Here is a 20,187-nt window from a genome sequence, read left to right as displayed (position 1 = left end):
CCGGCTCAGCGCCTTGCTCGGCCATGAGCACGCCTCCCTGGCCCTGGCCCAGCGCTGCAGCGCGGTGGCGGCCGGCGCGCCGCTGTTCAACACCTTGCTCAACTACCGCCACAGCGTGCCGAACACGGCGGCGCCGGACGGCCTGGATATCTGGCAGGGCGTCGAACTGCTGGGGGGCGAGGAGCGCAGCAACTACCCGCTGAGCCTCAGCGTCGATGACCTGGGCGAAGGCTTCAGCCTGGCGCTGCTGGCCCAGGCCGGAATCGGTGCGCAGCGTGTCGGCGCTTATATGCAAAGTGCTCTGGAGCAACTGGCCCAGGCCCTGGAACACAACCCGCAGGCGGCCCTCGAACAGTGCTCGGTGCTGCCGCCACAAGAGCGCGAGCAACTGCTGGAGGGCTGCAATGCCAGCACCGCCGACTACCCCCGCGGGCAGACCCTGCACGGGCTGTTCGAGGCGCGAGCGGCACAGGCTCCCGACGCTGTGGCGCTGGTGCAGGGGCCGTTGCGCCTGAGCTACCGCCAGCTCAACCAGCAGGCCAATCAGCTGGCCCGGCAACTGCTGGAGTTGGGCGTGCACCCAGACGATCGCGTGGCCCTGTGCCTGCAACGCGGGCCGCACTTGTTGCGGGGCATGCTGGCGGTCCTCAAGGCCGGGGCGGCCTATGTGCCCATCGACCCGAGCCTGCCGGCCGAACGCATCGCCTACCTGCTGCAGGACAGCGCGCCGCTGGCGGTGCTGGTACAAAGCGCCACCCGCGAGCTGCCGGGCAGCCTTGCGGTGGTGTCGATCGATCTCGATGGGGTTGCCTGGCAGGAGGCCGAGCAGGGCAACCCGCTTCTGCCGCACCTGACCCCGGCGCACCTGGCCTATGTGATCTACACCTCCGGTTCCACTGGCCTGCCCAAGGGCGTGATGGTGGAGCACCAGAGCCTGGAAAACCTGGTGCACTGGCACTGCGCGAGTTTCGACCTGGGCCCGGGGCGGCACAGCTCCAGCGTCGCCGGCCTGGGCTTCGACGCCATGGCCTGGGAGGTCTGGCCGACCCTGTGCAGCGGCGCGACCCTGCACCTGCCGCCCGCCGAAGTGGGCAGCCAGGATATCGAAGCGCTGCTGCACTGGTGGCGCGCCCAGCCCCTGGATGTCAGCTTCCTGCCGACCCCGGTGGCCGAATACGCCTTCAGCCAGGGGCTCGGCCACCCCACACTGGACACCTTGCTGATCGGTGGCGACCGCCTGCGCCAGTTCGCCGCCGACCCGGGTTTTGCAGTGATCAACAACTACGGCCCCACCGAAGCCACGGTGGTGGCCAGCTCCGGGCGGATCGAGGCCGGTAGCGCCCTGCATATCGGCCGGCCCGTGGCCAATGCGCGGCTCTACCTGCTGGACGAACTGCAGCGCCCGGTGCCCCAGGGGGTCAGTGGCGAGCTGTATGTGGCCGGCGCCGGGGTGGCCCGGGGTTACCTCAACCGCCCGCAAATGACCGCTGAGCGCTTTCTCAACGACCCCTTCAGTGCCGAGCCCGAGGCACGCATGTACCGCACCGGTGACCTGGCCCGCTGGCGCGCCGACGGCAACCTCGACTACCTGGGGCGCAACGACGACCAGGTGAAGGTGCGCGGCATGCGCATCGAACCTGGGGAAATCGAGGCGGCGCTGCTCACCCATCCGGCCCTCAAGGAAGCCCTGGTGCTGGTCCGCGAGGGGCGCCTGCTGGCCTATTTCACTTCCCGTACCGAGGGCGTGCAAGCCGCCGCCGAAGACCTGCGCGACCACCTGCAAGGCCGGCTGCCGGACTACATGCTGCCGGTGGCCTATGTGCGCTTGCCGGCCATGCCCCTGACCGCCAACGGCAAGCTCGACCGCAAGGCCCTGCCACCGCCGGGGGAAGAGGCCTGGCTGAACCGGGAATTCGTGGCCCCCGAAGGCGAGGTGGAACAGGCCCTGGCACGGATCTGGAGCGAGGTGCTGCAGGTGGAGGCGGTGGGGCGCCATGATCACTTCTTCGAACTGGGCGGGCATTCGCTGCTGGCGGTGAACCTGATCGAACGCATGCGCCAGATCGGCCTGGACGCCGACGTGCGGGTGCTGTTCGGCCAGCCGACCCTGGCTGCGCTGGCGGCTGCGGTGGGCAGTGGCCGCGAGGTCGCGGTCCCGGCCAATCGGATCACCGCGGATTGCCCGCGCATCACCCCGGACCTGCTGCCGCTGGTGGAACTGGAGCAGGAAGCCATCGACCGAGTGGTGGCCAGCGTGCCCGGCGGCGTGGCCAACGTGCAGGACATCTACCCGCTGGCGCCGTTGCAGGAGGGCATCCTCTATCACCACCTGAGTGCCCGGCAGGGCGACCCCTACCTGCTGCAATCGCAGTTGGCCTTCGCCAGCCGGCAGCGCCTGGATGATTTCACCGCAGCCCTGCAGCGGGTGGTCGAGCGCCACGACATCCTGCGCACCGCGGTGCTCTGGGAAGGCCTGAAGCAGCCGCTGCAAGTGGTCTGGCGCCAGGCAGGGGTGCAGGTGCAAGAGGTGCAAGCGAACCCCGCCCAGGGCGAGGTCCTGGAGCAACTGCAGGCGCGCTTCGATGCCCGGCACCTGCGCCTGGACTTGACCCGGGCGCCGCTGATGCGCCTGGTGTATGCCCAGGACCCGGCCCGCCAGCGCATCGTCGCCATCCTGCTGTTCCATCACATGGCCCTGGACCACACCGCCCTGGAGGTGGTGCGCGAGGAAATCCAGGCCTGCCTGCTGGGGCAGTCGCCCGCGGGCACGGCGATTCCCTATCGCAACTACGTGGCCCAGGCGCGCCTGGGTGTGAGCCGTGAAGAGCACGAGGCATTCTTTCGCGAGATGCTCGGCGATATCGATGAGCCGACCCTGCCGTTCGGCCTGCAGGACGTGCAGGGCGATGGCGATGCCATCGAAGAGCGCCAGCAGGCCCTGGAGCCGTCACTGAGTGCGCGCCTGCGGACCCAGGCCCGGTTGCTGGGAGTGAGTGCGGCGAGCCTGTTCCACCTGGCCTGGGCCCGGGTCCTGAGCGTCACCTCGGGCCAGGACCGGGTGGTGTTCGGCACCGTGCTGCTGGGGCGCCTGAGCGCCGGGCAGGGCGCCGATCGGGCCCTGGGCATGTTCATCAACACCTTGCCGCTGCGGGTCGACCTGGATGCGCGTGGCAGCCGTGCCGCGGTCAAGGACACCCACGCCCGGCTCAGTGCCCTGCTGGGTCATGAACACGCCTCCCTGGCCCTGGCCCAGCGTTGCAGCGGGGTGGCCGCGCCGCTGCCGCTGTTCAGTGCCATGCTCAACTACCGCCACGGCAGCGACGGGGTGCCGAGCCAGGCCGTGCAACAGGCCTGGCAGGGCATCGAGACCCTGCACAGCGAGGAGCGCACCAACTACCCCCTGAGCCTCAACGTCGACGACCTGGGCCAGGGGTTCCGTCTCACCGCCATGACCCTGGCGCGGATCGGTGCCGAGCGTATCTGCGGCTACATGCAGCAGGCCCTGCTGGCCCTGGTGGAGAACCTGGAGACGGCGCCGCAGCGGCCCCTGCGCGAGGTGCCGATCCTGCCGCCGCAGGAGCGTCAGCACCTGCTGCAAGGGTTCAACGCCACGGCCGTGGATTACCCCCTGGAGCAGACCCTGCACGGGCTGTTCGAGGCCCAGGTACGGCGCAGCCCCGAGGCCACTGCGGTGCAGGCCGGCGAGCAGCAGCTGAGCTACGGCGAGCTCAACCGGCGCGCCAACCAGCTGGCCGGGCACCTGCTGCAACTGGGCGTCGGCCCCGACAGCCGGGTGGCGATCTGTGTCGAGCGCGGGCTGGAAATGGTGGTCGGCCTGCTGGCGATCCTCAAGGCCGGCGGCGCCTATGTGCCCATCGACCCGGGCTACCCCGCCGAACGCATCGCCTACATGCTCGACGACAGCGCGCCCCTGGCGGTGCTGGCCCAGGGCGCGACCCGGGCATTGCTCGGCGAACTGGCGCGGCCCCTGGTGGACCTCGACCAGCTGGCCTGGAGCGGGCCGGCGCCGGGCAACCCGCAAGTAGAGGGGCTGACCCCGGGGCACCTGGCCTATGTGATCTACACCTCCGGTTCCACCGGCCAGCCCAAGGGCGCGATGAACGAGCACCGGGCCGTGGTCAACCGCCTGTTGTGGATGCAGGCGCAGTACCGCCTTGGCACCGAGGACGCGGTGTTGCAGAAGACCCCGTTCAGTTTCGACGTCTCGGTCTGGGAGTTCTTCTGGCCGCTGTTCACCGGCGCGCGCCTGGTGATGGCGCGCCCCGACGGGCACAAGGACCCGGCCTACCTGCGCCAGGTGATCCGTGATGAACGCATCAGCACCTTGCACTTCGTGCCCTCGATGCTCGATGTGTTCCTGGCCCAGGGCGAGGGCGCCGAGGACCTGGGCCTGCGCCAGGTGATGTGCAGCGGCGAGGCACTGCCGGGCAGCCTGGTGCGGCGCTTCAAGCAGCAACTGCCACAGGTGGCATTGCACAACCTCTACGGCCCCACGGAGGCCGCGGTGGACGTCACTGCCTGGGATTGCAGCGGCCCGCTGGCCGATACCCCGGACCACACGCCCATCGGCAAGCCCATCGCCAATACCTGCATCTACCTGCTGGACGCGCAGATGCAGCCGGTGCCCCTGGGGGTGGTGGGCGAGCTGTACATCGGCGGGGTGCAGGTGGCCCGGGGTTACCTGAACCGCGAGCAGTTGAGCGCCGAACGTTTCCTCAAGGACCCGTTCAGCCAGGAACCGGGGGCGCGCCTGTACCGCACCGGCGACCTCGGGCGCTATCAGGCCGACGGCACTATCGAGTACCTGGGGCGCAACGACGACCAGGTGAAGATCCGCGGCCTGCGCATCGAACTGGGGGAGATCCAGGCGCGCCTGACTCAGCTGGAGGAGGTCAAGGAGGCGGTGGTACTGGCCCGCGAGGATGTGCCCGGCGACCAGCGCCTGGTGGCCTACTACACCACCCACGACAGCGCCCGGCGCCTGCCCGTCGAGCACCTGCGCACGCAACTGCTGCAGCACCTGCCGGAGTTCATGGTGCCGGCGCTGTTCGTGCACCTGGTGGCGCTGCCCCTGAGCGCCAACGGCAAGCTGGCGCGCAAGGAACTGCCGGCCCCGGGGCTGGAGGCGGCCCAGGTGCGCGAGTACGAGGCCCCGGTGGGCGACACCGAAATCGCCCTGGCGCGGCTGTGGGCCGAACTGCTCAATGTCGAGCGGGTGGGGCGTCACGATCATTTCTTTGAACTGGGTGGGCACTCACTGCTGGCGGTCAGCCTGATCAGCCGCATGCGTGAGCTAGGCATGGAAGCCGATGTCCGGGCGTTGTTCGAACAGCCGACCCTGGCGGCCTACGCGGCCATGACCGAACGAATGGAGATCGTCCTGTGAGCGTGATCGAACTGTTGGCGACACTGAAGGAAAAGGATGTGCAACTGGTGCTCAAGGACGACCAGCTGGTGGTCCAGGGCAACAAGCAGGCCCTGAGCGAACCGCAGCTACTGGCCCGCTTGCGCGAGCACAAGCCGGAGCTGATCGAGCTGATCCGCGCCGGCCAGTATTCGCCGAGCAAGGCCGGGCAGGTGCAGGTGCCGGCCAATGGCATCACCCCGGGCATCAGCCGCATCACCCCGGCGATGCTGCCCCTGGCCAACCTCGACCAGGAGGCCATCGAGCGCATTGTCGCCAGCGTCCCGGGCGGGGTCGCCAACGTGCAGGACATCTACCCCCTGGCGCCCCTGCAGGAGGGCATTCTCTACCACCACGTCAGTGCGCAGCAGGGCGACCCCTATGTGATGCAGGCGCAGTTCGCCTTCGCCAGCGAGGAACGCCTGGAAGCCTTTGCCGAGGCCCTGCGCGGGGTCATTGCGCGGCACGACATCCTGCGCACCGCGGTGCTCTGGGATGGCCTGGAGCAGCCGATGCAGGTGGTCTGGCGCGAGGCCGGGCTGGAGCTGCAAGAGGTCGAGACCGACCCTGCGGCCGGTGAGGTTCTGGCCCAGTTGCATGCGCGTTTCGACGCCCGCCACTATCGCCTGGACGTCAGCCAGGCGCCGCTGCTGCGCCTGGTGCATGCCCGGGATGAAGCCGGGCAGCGCATCGTCGCCATGCTGCTGTTCCACCACATGGCCCTGGACCACAGCGCCCTGGATGTGGTGCGCCACGAGATGCAGGCCTTCCTCTCCGGGCAGGCCGAGCGCCTGGGGCCGGCCATGCCGTTTCGCAACTACGTGGCCCAGGCGCGGCTGGGCATCAGCGAACAGGAGCACGAAGCGTTCTTCCGCCAGATGCTCGGCGATATCGACGAGCCGACCCTGCCTTACGGCCTGCAGGATGTGCAGGGCGATGGCCGGGCCATCGAGGAATGCACCCAGGCCCTGCCAACCGAGTTGAGCCAGCGCCTGCGGACCCGGGCCCGGCTGGCCGGGGTCAGCGCGGCCAGCCTGTTCCACCTGGCCTGGGGCCGGGTGCTGGGCACCCTGGCGGGCAAGCACAAGGTGGTGTTCGGCACTGTGCTGATGGGCCGCCTGCAAGGCGCCGAAGCCACCGAGCGGGCCCTGGGGATCTTCATCAACACCTTGCCGTTTCGCCTGGATGTGGACAGCCAGGGCCTGGGCGAGGCCCTCAAGGCCACCCATGCCCGGCTCACCACCTTGCTGCGCCACGAACACGCGGCCCTGGCCCTGGCCCAGCGTTGCAGCGGCGTGAGCGCACCGACCCCGCTGTTCAGCGCCTTGCTCAACTACCGGCACAGTGCTGCCGGGGCCAGTGCCGCGGCCCAGGCCGCCTGGGCCGGGATCAGCACCCTGAGCTCCGAGGAGCGCACCAACTACCCCCTGACCCTGAGCGTCGACGACCTCGGGCAGGATTTCAGCCTGACTCTGCTGGCCAGCACCCAGGTCGACCCGCGGCGCATCCTCGGCTACCTGCTGTGCACCCTGGAGAACCTGGCCCAGGCCCTGGAGCAGACGCCGCAACTGGCCCTGGAGCAGTTGCCGATCCTGCCGGTGGCGGAGCGCGAGCAGGTGCTGGAAGGCTTCAACCGCAGCGCGGTGGACTACCCCCGGGGGCAGGCTATCCATGGCCGCATCGAGGCCCAGGCGCAGCGCACCCCAGACGCCCTGGCGGCCTGCTACCAGGGCCGCTCGCTGAGCTATGCCGAGCTCAACCGACAGGCCAATGTCCTGGCCCGGCAACTGCGCGGGCTGGGGGTGCAGCCCGATGACCGGGTGGCCATAGTTGCCCGGCGCAGCCTGGAAACGGTGGTGGGCCTATTGGCGATTCTCAAGGCCGGGGCCTGCTATGTGCCCATCGACCCGGCCCACCCGGCCGAGCGTCTGAACTACCTGCTCCAGGACTGCGGCCCGCGGGCGGTGCTGACCCAGGCCGAGCTGCTGGGGCGCCTGCCGGCCCTGGCGGTGCCGGTGATCGAACTCAACCAGCGGTTGTGGCTCGATCAGACGGCGGACAATGCCCAGGTACCGGGGCTGAGCGCGGCCAACCTGGCCTATGTGATCTACACCTCCGGCTCCACCGGCCTGCCCAAGGGGGTGATGGTGGAGCACCGGACCCTGGGCAACCTGGTGGACTGGCACTGCCAGGCCTTCGACCTGCGTCCCGGCAGCCAGGCCTCGTGCCTGGCCGGCTTCGGTTTCGATGCCATGGCCTGGGAGGTCTGGCCGGCGCTGTGTGTGGGCGCGACCCTGCACCTGGCACCGGCCCAGGACGGCAGCGAGGACCTGGATGCCTTGCTCGCCTGGTGGCGTGCCCAGCCCCTGGACGTGAGCTTCCTGCCGACCCCGGTGGCCGAGTACGCCTTCAGCCAGGAGCAGGGCCACCCGAGCCTGCGCACGCTGCTGATCGGCGGCGACCGCCTGCGCCAGTTCAGCCACGACCAGGGCTTTGCCCTGGTCAACAACTACGGCCCCACCGAAGCCACGGTGGTGGCCAGTTCCGGGCCGATCCACGCCGGTGGCGAGCTGGACATCGGCCGGCCGGTGGCCAACGCGCGCATTTACCTGCTGGATTCCCAGCAGCGCCCGGTGCCCATCGGCGTCGCCGGTGAGCTGTATGTGGGCGGCGCCGGGGTGGCCCGGGGGTACCTCAACCGCCCGCAATTGACCGCTGAACGCTTTCTCGACGATCCCTTCAGCGACCAGCCTGGGGCGCGCATGTACCGCAGCGGCGACCTGGCGCGCTGGCTGGCGGACGGGCGCATCGACTACCTGGGGCGCAACGACGATCAGGTGAAGATCCGCGGCGTGCGCATCGAGCTGGGGGAAATCGAGACCCGTCTCTGCCAGTTCCCCGGTATCCAGGAGGCGGTGCTGCTGGCCCGCGAGGATCAGCCGGGCAACCCGCGGCTGGTGGCCTATTTCACCCAGCAGCAGGATGTCGCCCTGGACGTGGCGCAGTTGCGCGCCCACCTGCTGGCGCAGTTGCCTGACTACATGGTGCCGGTGGCTTATGTACGGCTCGACGCCTTGCCCCTGACCGCCAATGGCAAGCTCGACCGCAAGGCCCTGCCGGCGCCGGATCAGGCGGCGCTGTTTGGCCGTGAATACCAGGCCCCGCAAGGCGCTACCGAAACCACCCTGGCCGCGATCTGGCAGGAGGTGTTGCACCTGCCGCGGGTCGGGCGCCAGGATCACTTTTTCGAGCTGGGCGGCCATTCGCTGCTGGCCATGCGCATGGTGTCCCAGGTACGCCAGCGCCTGGGGGTGGAACTGGCCCTGGGCGAGCTGTTCGCCAATGCCGAGCTGAGCGCGGTGGCCGCGGTGCTGGAGCGCGCCGGGCGCAGCCATCTGCCGGAGATCTTCCCGGCGGTGCAGGATCACGACCTGCCGCTGTCCTTCGCCCAGCAGCGCCTGTGGTTCCTGGCGCAGATGGACGGTGCCGCCAGCGCCTACAACATTCCCATCGGCCTGGGCCTGCGCGGGCAGCTCGATCGCTCGGCGCTGCGCCAGGCGCTGCAGGCCATCGTCAGCCGCCACGCCACCTTGCGCAGCCGTTTCGTGCGCGTAGAGGACCAGCCCCAGGTGCTGATCGGGCCCCTGGACAGCGCTCTGGAACTGCACGAGGAAGACCTGCGCCAGGCGCCGCTGACCCTGGCCGGGCGGGTGCGTGCCGAAGCCGCCCAGGCCTTCGACCTGGAGCAGGGGCCGGTGATCCGCGCGCGCCTGCTGGCCCTGGCGGACGATCACCATGTGCTGCTCCTGACCCTGCACCACATCGTTGCCGATGGTTGGTCCATGAGCGTGCTGACCCGGGAGCTGGTGGCCCTGTACGAGGCCTTCAGCCAGGGCCGGCCCGATCCCTTGGCGCCGCTGGCGGTGCAGTACAGCGACTTTGCCCTGTGGCAACGGCGCTGGCTCAGCGGCGAGGTGCTGCAGCAGCAGAGTGACTACTGGCGCCAGGCCCTGGCCGGCGCGCCCAGCCTGCTGATGCTGCCCACCGACCGGCCGCGGCCGCAGCAGCAGGATTTCAGCGGTGGCAGCATCGAGCTGCTGCTGGACCGGGCCCTGAGCGACCAGCTCAAGGCCCTGAGCCAGCGCCATGGCTGCACCCTCTACATGACCCTGCTGGCCGGCTGGGGGCTGCTGCTGAGCCGCCTTTCGGGGCAGGACGATCTGCTGATCGGCAGCCCGGTGGCCAACCGCATGCGCGCCGAGGTGGAAGGGCTGATCGGGCTCTTCGTCAACACCCTGGCCCTGCGCCTGGACCTGGACCCGGGGCAGAGCGTGAGCGAGCTGCTGGCCCAGGTCCGCGCCCGCAGCCTGGAGGCCCAGGGGCACCAGGACCTGCCGTTCGAGCAGGTGGTGGAAATCGTCCGGCCCCAGCGCAGTCTGTCCCACAGCCCGCTGTTCCAAGTGGTGCTGACCTGGGTCGACAACTTCGCCCAGGACCTGCAACTGGGGGACCTGAAACTCGAAGGTGTGGCCGGGGCCAGCGCGGTGGCCAAGTTCGACCTGACCCTGAGCCTGGGAGAAAGCCAGGGGCAGATCCGCGGAACCCTGGACTACGCCACCGCGCTGTTCGATGAGGCCACGGTGCAGCGCTATGCCGCCTACCTGGTGCAGGTGCTGCGGGCCATGGTGGCCGACGATCAGCAATGCCTGGCCCAGGTGCAGTGGCTGGATGAGACCGAGCGCCGGCAACTGCTGGAGGATTTCAACGCCAGCGCCGTGGACTACCCACGGGGCCGGACCCTGGCCCAGCGCTTCGAGGCCTTTGCCGCTCGGCAGCCCGAGGCCACGGCCCTGCAGGTGGGCGCGCAGCGCCTGAGCTATGGCCAGTTGAATGCCCGGGCCAACCAACTGGCCTGGCACTTGCGGGAGCTGGGGGTGGGCCCGGATCAGCGGGTGGCGATCTGCGTCGAGCGCGGGCCGGGGATGGTGATCGGCCTGCTGGGGATTCTCAAGGCCGGTGGCGCCTATGTGCCCATCGACCCGGGTCACCCCGCGGAACGCATCGCCTACCTGCTGCAGGACAGCGCGCCGCTGGCGCTGCTGGTGCAGGGCAGCACCCGGGCCCTGGTGGGCCAACCGGCCATGGTTCGGGTGGACCTCGACCAGCCCGAGTGGCAGGCCCGCCCCGAGGGCAACCTGCAGGTGCCGGGCATGAGCTGCACGCACCTGGCCTATGTGATCTACACCTCCGGTTCCACCGGCCTGCCCAAGGGCGTGATGGTGGAGCATGCCAGCCTGGAAAACCTGCTGGACTGGCATTGCCAGGCCTTCGACCTGGGGCCGGGGCGACATGCCTCCAGCGTCGCCGGTTTCGGCTTCGACGCCATGGCCTGGGAACTCTGGCCGACGCTCTGCGGCGGCGCCACCCTGCACCTGCCGCCGGCCGGTATCGGCCACCAGGACCTCGACCAACTGCTGCACTGGTGGCAGGCCCAGCCCCTGGACCTGAGCTTTTTGCCGACCCCGGTGGCCGAATACGCCTTCAGCCAGGGCCTGGGCCACCCGACCTTGCGCACCCTGCTGATCGGCGGCGACCGCCTGCGCCAGTTCAGCCAGGAGCCGAGCTTTGCCGTGTTCAACAACTACGGCCCCACCGAAACCACGGTGGTGGCCAGCTCCGGGCGGCTGCTGGCCGGCGGGCCCCTGGACATCGGCCGGCCCATCGCCAATGCACGGATCTACCTGCTGGACCCGCAGCAGCGGCCGGTGCCCATCGGCGTCGCCGGTGAGCTGTATGTGGGCGGCGCCGGGGTGGCCCGGGGCTACCTCAACCGCCCGGAGCTGACGGCCGAACGCTTTCTTGAAGACCCCTTCAGCACCGTGCCGGGCGCACGCATGTACCGCAGCGGCGACCTGGCGCGCTGGCGGGCGGACGGGCGCATCGACTACCTGGGGCGCAACGACGACCAGGTGAAGGTACGTGGCGTGCGCATCGAGCTGGGGGAGATCGAGACCTGCCTCAACCGCCTTCCGGGCATCCGCGAGGCGGTGCTGCTGGCCCGGGAAGACCAGCCGGGGCAGACCCGGCTGGTGGCCTATTTCAGTGCAACCCCCGGCGCCGAGCCGAGCCCGGCCGAGCTGCGCAGGCGCCTGCTGGAGCAACTGCCGGAGTACATGGTGCCGGCGGCCTATGTGCACCTCGCTGCCTTGCCCCTGACCGCCAACGGCAAGCTCGACCGCCGGGCGTTGCCGCAACCGCCGCTGGAGGCGCTGCTGAGCCGGGACTATGTGGCCCCCGAGGGCGACAGCGAGATCGCCCTGGCGCAGATCTGGAGCGAGCTGCTGCAGGTCGAGCGGGTAGGGCGCCACGATCACTTCTTCGAACTGGGCGGCCATTCGCTGCTGGCCATGCGCATGCTGTCCCAGGTGCGGCAGCGCCTGGGGGTGGAGCTGGCCCTGGGCGAGCTGTTCGCCAATGCCGAACTGTGCGCCGTGGCCGCGGCCCTGGCCCGGGCCGAGCGCAGCAGCCTGCCGGACCTGCTGCCGGCGCCGCGCAACCAGCCGCTGGCGCTGTCCTTCGCCCAGCAGCGCCTGTGGTTCCTGGCGCAGATGGAAGGGGCCAACACCGCCTACAACATTCCCATCGGCCTGCGCCTGCGCGGGCCACTGGACGGCGCGGCCCTGCAGCAGGCCCTGGAGCGCATCGTCGCGCGCCATGAAACCCTGCGCAGCCGCTTTGCCCAGTACGGTGACGAAGCCCAGGTGCTGATCGCCCCGGCCGAATCCGGGCTGGAGCTGCTGCTGGAAAACCTGCGGGGCCACCCCCAGGCCAGCGACGCCTTGCAGGCCCTGGTGCAGGGCGAGGCCTCGGCGCCGTTCGACCTGCAACGCGGGCCGCTGATCCGCGGGCGCCTGGTCAGCCTGGCGGACGACCACCATGTGCTGTTGCTGACCCTGCACCATATCGTCAGCGATGGCTGGTCCATGGGCGTGCTGACCCGGGAACTGGTGGCGCTGTACCAGGCCTTCAGTCGTGGCCTGCCCGACCCCCTGGCGCCGCTGGCGGTGCAGTACAGCGACTTTGCCCACTGGCAGCGGCACTGGCTCAGTGGCGCGGTGCTGGAGCAGCAGGCGCAGTACTGGCGGCAGGCCCTGGAGGGGGCGCCGCCGTTGCTCATGCTGCCCACCGACCGGCCACGGCCGGCCCAGCAGGACTACGCCGGCAGCAGCGTCGAGGTGCGTCTGGATGCGCAATTGACCGCCGGCCTGCGCGCCCTGAGCCAGCGCCATGGCACCACCTTGTACATGACCCTGATGGGCGCCTGGGCGCTGCTGCTGGGGCGGCTCTCGGGGCAGGCCGAGGTGGTGATCGGCACCCCGGTGGCCAACCGCATGCGCGCCGAGGTGGAAGGGTTGATCGGGCTGTTCGTCAACACCCTGGCCCTGCGCCTGGACCTGGAGGCGGCGCCCCGGGTCCAGGCGCTGCTGGCCCAGGTCCGCGCCCGCACCCTGGAGGCCCAGGCTCACCAGCACCTGCCGTTCGAGCAGGTGGTGGAGATCCTGCGGCCGTTGCGCAGCCTGTCCCACAGCCCGCTGTTCCAGACCCTGTTCACCTGGCAGAACGGCGACGGCCCGCAGCTGGAGCTGGGGGACCTGCAACTGGAGGGCATCCACGAGGCCAGCCACTTCGCCAAGTTCGACCTGTCCCTGAGCCTGGGGGAGGTGCAGGACCGCATCGAAGGCAGCCTGGAATACGCCACGGCGCTGTTCGATGAAACCACCATGCTGCGGTATGCCGGCTACCTGCAGCGGGTGCTGCAGGCCATGGTGGCCGATGAACAGATGCTGCTGGCACAGGTGCCGCTGCTGGATGCCGCCGAGCGCGAACAGCTGCTGCACGGCTTCAATGCCACCGCCCGCGACTACCCCCTGGAACAGACCCTGCACGGGCTGTTCGAGACCCAGGTGTTGCGCAGCCCCGAGGCCATCGCCGTGCAGGCCGGCGAGCAGCAGCTGAGCTACCGCGAGCTCAACCAGCAGGCCAACCAACTGGCCGGGCACCTGCTGCACCTGGGCGTCGGCCCCGACAGCCGGGTGGCGATCTGTGTCGAGCGCGGGCTGCCCATGGTGGTGGGCCTGCTGGGCATCCTCAAGGCCGGCGGCGCCTATGTGCCCATCGACCCGGGCTACCCCGCCGAACGCATTGCCTACATGCTCGACGACAGCGCGCCCCAGGCGCTGCTGGCCGATAGCGCGACCCGGCCGCTGCTGGGCAACCTGGCGCTGCCCCTGGTGGATCTCGACCAGCCGCAATGGCACCGCCAGCCCCGGGTCAACCCGCGGCTCAACGGCCTGACCCCGAGCCACCTGGCCTATGTGATCTACACCTCCGGTTCCACCGGCCGGCCCAAGGGCGCGATGAACGAGCACCGGGCCGTGGTCAACCGCCTGCTGTGGATGCAGGAGCAGTACCGTCTCACTGCCGAGGACGCGGTATTGCAGAAGACCCCGTTCAGTTTCGACGTCTCGGTCTGGGAGTTCTTCTGGCCGTTGTTCACCGGCGCACGGCTGGTGATGGCGCGCCCCGATGGGCACAAGGACCCGGCCTACCTGCGCCAGGTGGTCCGTGATGAACGCATCAGCACCTTGCACTTCGTGCCCTCGATGCTCGATGTATTCCTGGCCTATGGCGACACCCGCGAATGCGCCGGCCTGCGCCAGGTGATGTGCAGCGGCGAGGCGCTGCCGGGCAGCCTGGTGCGGCGCTTCAAGCAGCAGTTGCCGCAGGTGGCGCTGCACAACCTCTACGGCCCCACGGAAGCGGCGGTGGACGTCACCGCCTGGGATTGCGCCGGCCCGCTGGCACAGACCCCGGACAACACCCCCATCGGCAAACCCATCGCCAATACCCGCATCTACCTGCTGGACGGGCAGATGCAGCCGGTGCCCCGGGGCGTGGTGGGCGAGCTGTACATCGGTGGGGTGCAGGTGGCCCGGGGTTACCTGAACCGCGAACAACTGAGCGCCGAACGCTTCCTCAAGGACCCGTTCAGCCAGGAACCGGGCGCGCGCCTGTACCGCACCGGCGACCTGGCCCGCTACCTGGCCGACGGCACTATCGAGTACCTGGGGCGCAACGACGACCAGGTGAAGATCCGTGGCCTGCGCATCGAGCTGGGAGAAATCCAGGCGCGCCTGACCCAGCTCGAAGGGGTCAAGGAAGCGGTGGTGCTGGTCCGGGAAGATGTGCCGGGCGACCAGCGCCTGGTGGCCTACTACACCACCGTTGCCGGGCAGCCGGCCCTGGAGGTGGAACAACTGCGCCGGGCGCTGCTGGAACACCTGCCGGAGTTCATGGTGCCGGCGCTGTTCGTGCACCTGGCGGCGCTGCCCCTGAGCCCCAACGGCAAGCTGGAACGCAAGGCCCTGCCGGCCCCGGGGCTGGAGGCGGCCCAGGTGCGCGAATACGAGGCCCCGGTGGGCGACACCGAGATCCTCCTGGCGCAACTCTGGGCCGAACTGCTCAAGGTCGAGCGGGTGGGGCGCCACGACCACTTCTTCGAGCTGGGCGGCCATTCGCTGCTGGCGGTGAGCCTGATCGGCCGCATGCGCCGGGCCGGGCTCTCGGCGGATGTGCGGGTGCTGTTCGGCCAGCCGACCCTGGCGGCCCTGGCCGCTGCCGTGGGCCGCGGTCGCGAGGTGCAGGTACCGGCCAACCTGATCTACCGCGACTGCCCGCGCATCACCCCGGACCTGCTGCCGCTGCTGGCACTGGACCAGGCCGCCATCGACCGGGTGGTGGCCACGGTGCCCGGCGGTACCGCCAATGTGCAGGACATCTACCCGCTGGCGCCGTTGCAGGCCGGCATCCTGTTCCACCATCTGGCGGCTGGAGCGGGTGACCCCTACGTGTTGCAGGCGCAGTTCGCCTTTGCCAGCACCGAGCGCCTGCAGGCCTTCGCCCAGGCCTTGCAGGGGGTGATCGAACGCAATGACATCCTGCGCAGCGCGGTGCTCTGGGAAGGCCTGGCGCAGCCGCTGCAAGTGGTCTGGCGCCAGGCGCCGCTGTGCTGCGAAGAGATCGCCCTGGAGCCTGGCGACGGCGAGGTGCTGGGCCAGTTGCAGGCGCGCTTCGACAGCCGTCGCTACCGCCTGGACATCGCCCAGGCGCCGCTGCTGCGCCTGGTGCATGCCGCCGACCCGGTGAACCAGCGAGTGGTGGCCCTGCTGCTGTTCCATCACCTGGTGATGGACCACGTGGCCCTGGAGGTGCTGCAGCACGAACTGCAAGCCTTCCTCCTGGGCCAGCAGCAGCGCCTGGGGGAAGCGGTGCCGTACCGCAACTACGTGGCCCAGGCGCGCCTGGGCATCGGCGAGGCCGAGCATGAGGCGTTCTTCCGCCAGATGCTCGGCGATATCGACCAGCCGACCCTGCCGCTGGGCCTGCAGGAAGTACCGGGAGGCAGCGCCGAACTCAGCGAAGCGCGCCAGCCCCTGGACCGCCTGCTGAGCCGGTGCCTGCGCTTGCAGGCGCGGCAACTGGGGGTCAGTGCCGCAAGCCTGATGCACCTGGCCTGGGGCCGGGTGCTGGGCAGCCTGGCGGGGCAGCAGCAGGTGGTGTTCGGCACCGTGCTGCTGGGGCGGATGCAGGGCGGCGAGGGCGCCGAACGGGCCCTGGGAGTGTTCATCAACACCTTGCCGCTGCGGGTCGATCTGGGCGAGTTGCCGGTGCGCGAGGCCCTGCTGGCCACCCATGAGCGGCTGGCGCAGCTGCTTGGCCACGAACAGGCGCCGCTGGCCCTGGTCCAGCGTTGCAGTGGGGTGGAGCCGGGTACACCGTTGTTCAGCAGCCTGCTCAACTACCGCCACAGTGCCCCGGCGGCAAACCAGGCGGGGCAGGCCGACAGTGCCTGGGAGGGCATGCAGTTGCTCAATGCCCAGGAGCGCAGCAACTACCCGCTGACCCTGAGCATCGACGACCTGGGGGACGGCTTCATGCTCACCGCCGTGGCCGCCGGGATCGATGCCCGGCGCATCTGCGACTACCTGCACGGCACCCTGGAACAGCTGCTGCTGGCCCTGGAACAGCAACCGGAACAGGCCATCGGCCAGGTGCCGGTGCTGCCGCAGGCCGAGCGCCGGCAGATACTGGAGGGCTTCAACGACACGGTGCGCGACTACCCGCGCGAGCAGGCCCTGCACCAGTGTTTCGAGGAGCAGGTGCTGGCCCGGCCGCAGCAGGTGGCAGCGGTGCAGGGCGCCGAACAGCTCAGCTATATCCAGCTCAACACCCGGGCCAACCAACTGGCCCAGCATCTGCTGCAACTGGGGGTGCAGCCCGGGGATCATGTGGCGCTGCTGCTGCCGCGCTCCCTGGACCTGCTGGTGAGCCAACTGGCGGTGAGCAAGTGCGGCGCCGCCTATGTACCGCTGGACGTCAACGCCCCGGCCGAGCGCCTGGGGTTCATGCTGGCCGACAGCGGGGCGCCGGTGCTGCTCAGCCACAGCGAGCGGGTGCTGGAAGCCGCGGTGCAACGGGTCGACCTGGACCGCCTGCGCTTCGACCGGCTGGCCGGGCACAACCCGAACCTGGCGCTGTCGTCCGAGGCGGTGGCCTACGTCATGTACACCTCCGGTTCCACTGGAGCGCCCAAGGGCGTGCGGGTGCCGCACCGGGCCATCACCCGGCTGGTGATCAACAACGGCTATGCCGATTTCAACCCCGAGGACCGGGTGGCCTTCGCCTCCAACCCGGCCTTCGACGCCAGCACCCTGGAGGTCTGGGGGCCGCTGCTCAACGGTGGCCGGGTCGTGGTGGTGGACCACGCGACATTGCTGGACCCGCACGCCTTCGGCTCGCTGCTGGAACGCACCGGGGTCAGCCTGCTGTTCCTCACCACCAGCCTGTTCAACCAGTACGTGCAACTGATTCCCCAGGCCTTCAAGGGGCTGCGCATGCTGCTCTGTGGCGGCGAACGGGCGGATGCCACGGCCTTCCGGCGGATCCAGGCCGAGCTGCCGCACTTGCGCCTGGTCAACGGCTACGGGCCCACCGAGACCACCACCTTTGCCGTGACCCATGAGCCCGGTGAGCTGGCGGCGGATGCCGACAGCGTGCCCATTGGCCGGCCGCTGTCCAACACCCGGGTGTACGTGCTCGATGCCCTGGGCCAGCCGCTGCCGGTGGGGGTGGTGGGGGAGCTGTACATCGGGGGTGATGGCGTGGCCCTGGGCTACCTCAACCGTCCGGACCTGTCGGCGCAGAAGTTCCTCATCGACCCGTTTCACCAGCAGACCCACGGCACCGCTGCGCCGGCCCTGATGTACCGCACCGGCGACCTGGGCCGCTGGCTGGAAAATGGTCTTCTGGAATGCATCGGGCGCAATGACGAGCAAGTGAAGATCCGCGGCCTGCGCATCGAACCCGGGGAAATCCAGGCGCAGTTGGCCCGCTTCCCCGGCCTGCGGGACGGCGTGGTCGTGGTGCGTGAAGACAGCCCCGGGGACAAGCGCCTGGTGGCCTACTACACCCTGCACGAGCACACCCCGGCGCCGGACGCCGAGCAACTGCGCAGCCACCTGCAACAGCAGTTGCCGGACTACATGGTGCCCCTGGCCTATGTGCACTTGCAGGCCTTGCCCCTGACCCGCAACGGCAAGCTGGACCGCCGTGCGCTGCCGGCGCCCGGCAGCGCGGCCCAGCTCGCCCAGGCCTATGCCGCGCCCCAGGGCGCGCTGGAGCAGGCCCTGGCCGGGCATTGGGCGGCGGTGCTGAAGCTCGAGCAAGTAGGGCGCCACGACCACTTCTTCGAACAGGGCGGGCATTCGCTCTCGGCCATCCAGTTGCTCAACCGCCTGCAACAGGCGGCGTACGACGTGACCCTGGCGGAGCTGTTCCAGCACGCCACGGTGGCGGCCATGGCGCGCCTGTTGAGCGAGCGCACGGCCGCGCCGCGCTCCACCGAGCTGATCCCGGTGCGCACCGGCGGCAGTGGCCCGGCGCTGTTCCTGGTCCATGAGTTCACCGGGCTGGACGTGTATTTCCCGGCCCTGGGCCAGCACCTGGACGGCGATTTCCCGATCTACGGCCTGCCCGGCGTGGCGGTCGGCGAGCCGCAGTTGCGCACCCTGGAATGCCTGGCCACACGCTTGCTTGACGTGATGCGCAAGGCCCAGCCGCAGGGGCCATATCGCCTGGCCGGCTGGTCCTTCGGTGGGGTCCTGGCCTATGAGATCGCCCAGCAGTTGCTGGGCCTGGACCAGGAGGTGGAGTTCCTCGGCCTGATCGACAGCTACGTGCCGCGCCTGACCGACCAGGGCAAGGCTCGCTGGTCTGGCGAGCACGCGCACAAGCGCCACCTGCTGTTGCAGTGCCGCGCCTACTGGAGCGCCCAGGGCGCGGCCGGGGTGCAGCCCCTGGCGCACCTGGAACAACTGGAGGCGCTGCTGGAGCCACTGGACTTTGCCGAGCTGCTGCAACGCTGCCGCGACCAGGGGCTGCTGTTCGAGCAACTGGCCACGGCGCCGCCGCAAGCGCTCGGCCATTACCTGGACCGCGAGGTCGCCCACGGCCATGCCCTGGCCCATTACCGGGTCCATCCCCTGGGCATGCCGGTGCATCTGTTCTGCGCCGCCGAACGGCCCACCGAGCTGTCCCGGCGCAGCCCGACCCTGGGCTGGGGCGAGATCCTGCCGGCGGGCGAACTGCACTGCATCAGCGTACCCGGGGACCACCTGAGCATGATGAAGGCGCCGCATATCCAGGCCCTGGGGCATGCCCTGGGCCAGGCCCTGGCGGCGGCCAGGGCCAAGGGCGCGGTGAGCGCTGTGCCGCACCAGCCCTTGCTGCGGATCCAGAGCGGGCGCCCCGGGCACACGCCGATCTTCTGCGTGCCCGGGGCCGGTGACAGCATCACCGGCTTTATTGGCCTGAGCGAGGCCCTGGGGGCCGAATGGCCGATCCTCGGCCTGCAGGCCCGGGGCCTGGACGGCTGCGGGGTGCCCCATGGCCAGGTCGAAGTGGCGGCCCGGCATTACCTGGAGGCCATCACCGCCGAGTACCCCGACGGGCCGCTGCACCTGATCGGCCATTCCTTCGGCGGCTGGGTGGCATTCGAGATGGCCGGGGTCCTGCAGGCCGCCGGTCGCGAAGTGGTGTCGCTGACCCTGATCGACAGTGAGGCTCCCGGAGGCAATGGCGCGCTAGGGCGGCCCTATACCACCACCGCGGCGCTGTGGCGCTTGATCGAATCCATGCAACTGGCTGCAGGCCAGGACATGGGCATCGACCCCGAGCGCTTCGCCGCCGAGGACGATGGCATGCAGATGCACCTGCTGCATGCCGGCATGGTACGGGTCGGGCTGTTGTCCCCGCGCGCCGATCCGCGGGCCATGCACGGCCCGGCGCGAACCTTCGCCAGCGCCCTGCGCACCCGCTACCAGCCTCTGCGCCCGTACCAGGGCAAGGTGCGCCTGGTGCTGGCGGGTGACCCGAGCCTGGACGCCGCCGGCAACCGCCGGGAGCAGCAGGGGATGGTCCAGGGCTGGCGCCGGCAGGCTGCGCACCTGCAGGTGTGGTACGGCCCGGGCAACCACTTCAGCCTGCTCAAGGCGCCCAACGTCTACCACCTGGCGGCCTGGTGGCATGACGGCCTGGCGCTGCCCCAGGGGGAGGTCATGTCATAGGGCGCGGGGCAACACAGGCGCTGGCCCTGCCGGCGCCTGGACACCCGGTTTCATTCATCTGGAACACCGCTCACTACG

At 70.0% G+C, this 20,187-nt stretch carries 1 protein-coding gene and 1 pseudogene; both read left to right on the top strand.

The genetic code is table 11. The annotated features are described in order from the left end of the window. Nucleotides 1-5,407 (top strand): annotated as a pseudogene (gene ofaB / locus F6S12_RS16940) (orfamide A non-ribosomal peptide synthetase OfaB); the annotation flags it as partial. Beyond that, on the top strand, nucleotides 5,404-20,109 hold the full coding sequence (gene ofaC, locus F6S12_RS16935; RefSeq protein WP_315869115.1) for an orfamide A non-ribosomal peptide synthetase OfaC: 14,706 nt from the start codon (nucleotides 5,404-5,406) through the stop codon (nucleotides 20,107-20,109). The pseudogene ofaB and the gene ofaC, both read left to right, overlap by 4 nt. The last annotated feature ends 78 nt before the right edge of the window (nucleotides 20,110-20,187 follow it).

Origin of the sequence: Pseudomonas sp. JV245A, from assembly GCF_032424515.1 — a bacterium.
Lineage (GTDB): Bacteria > Pseudomonadota > Gammaproteobacteria > Pseudomonadales > Pseudomonadaceae > Aquipseudomonas > Aquipseudomonas protegens.
This window is presented reverse-complemented; position numbering and strand designations above follow the sequence as displayed.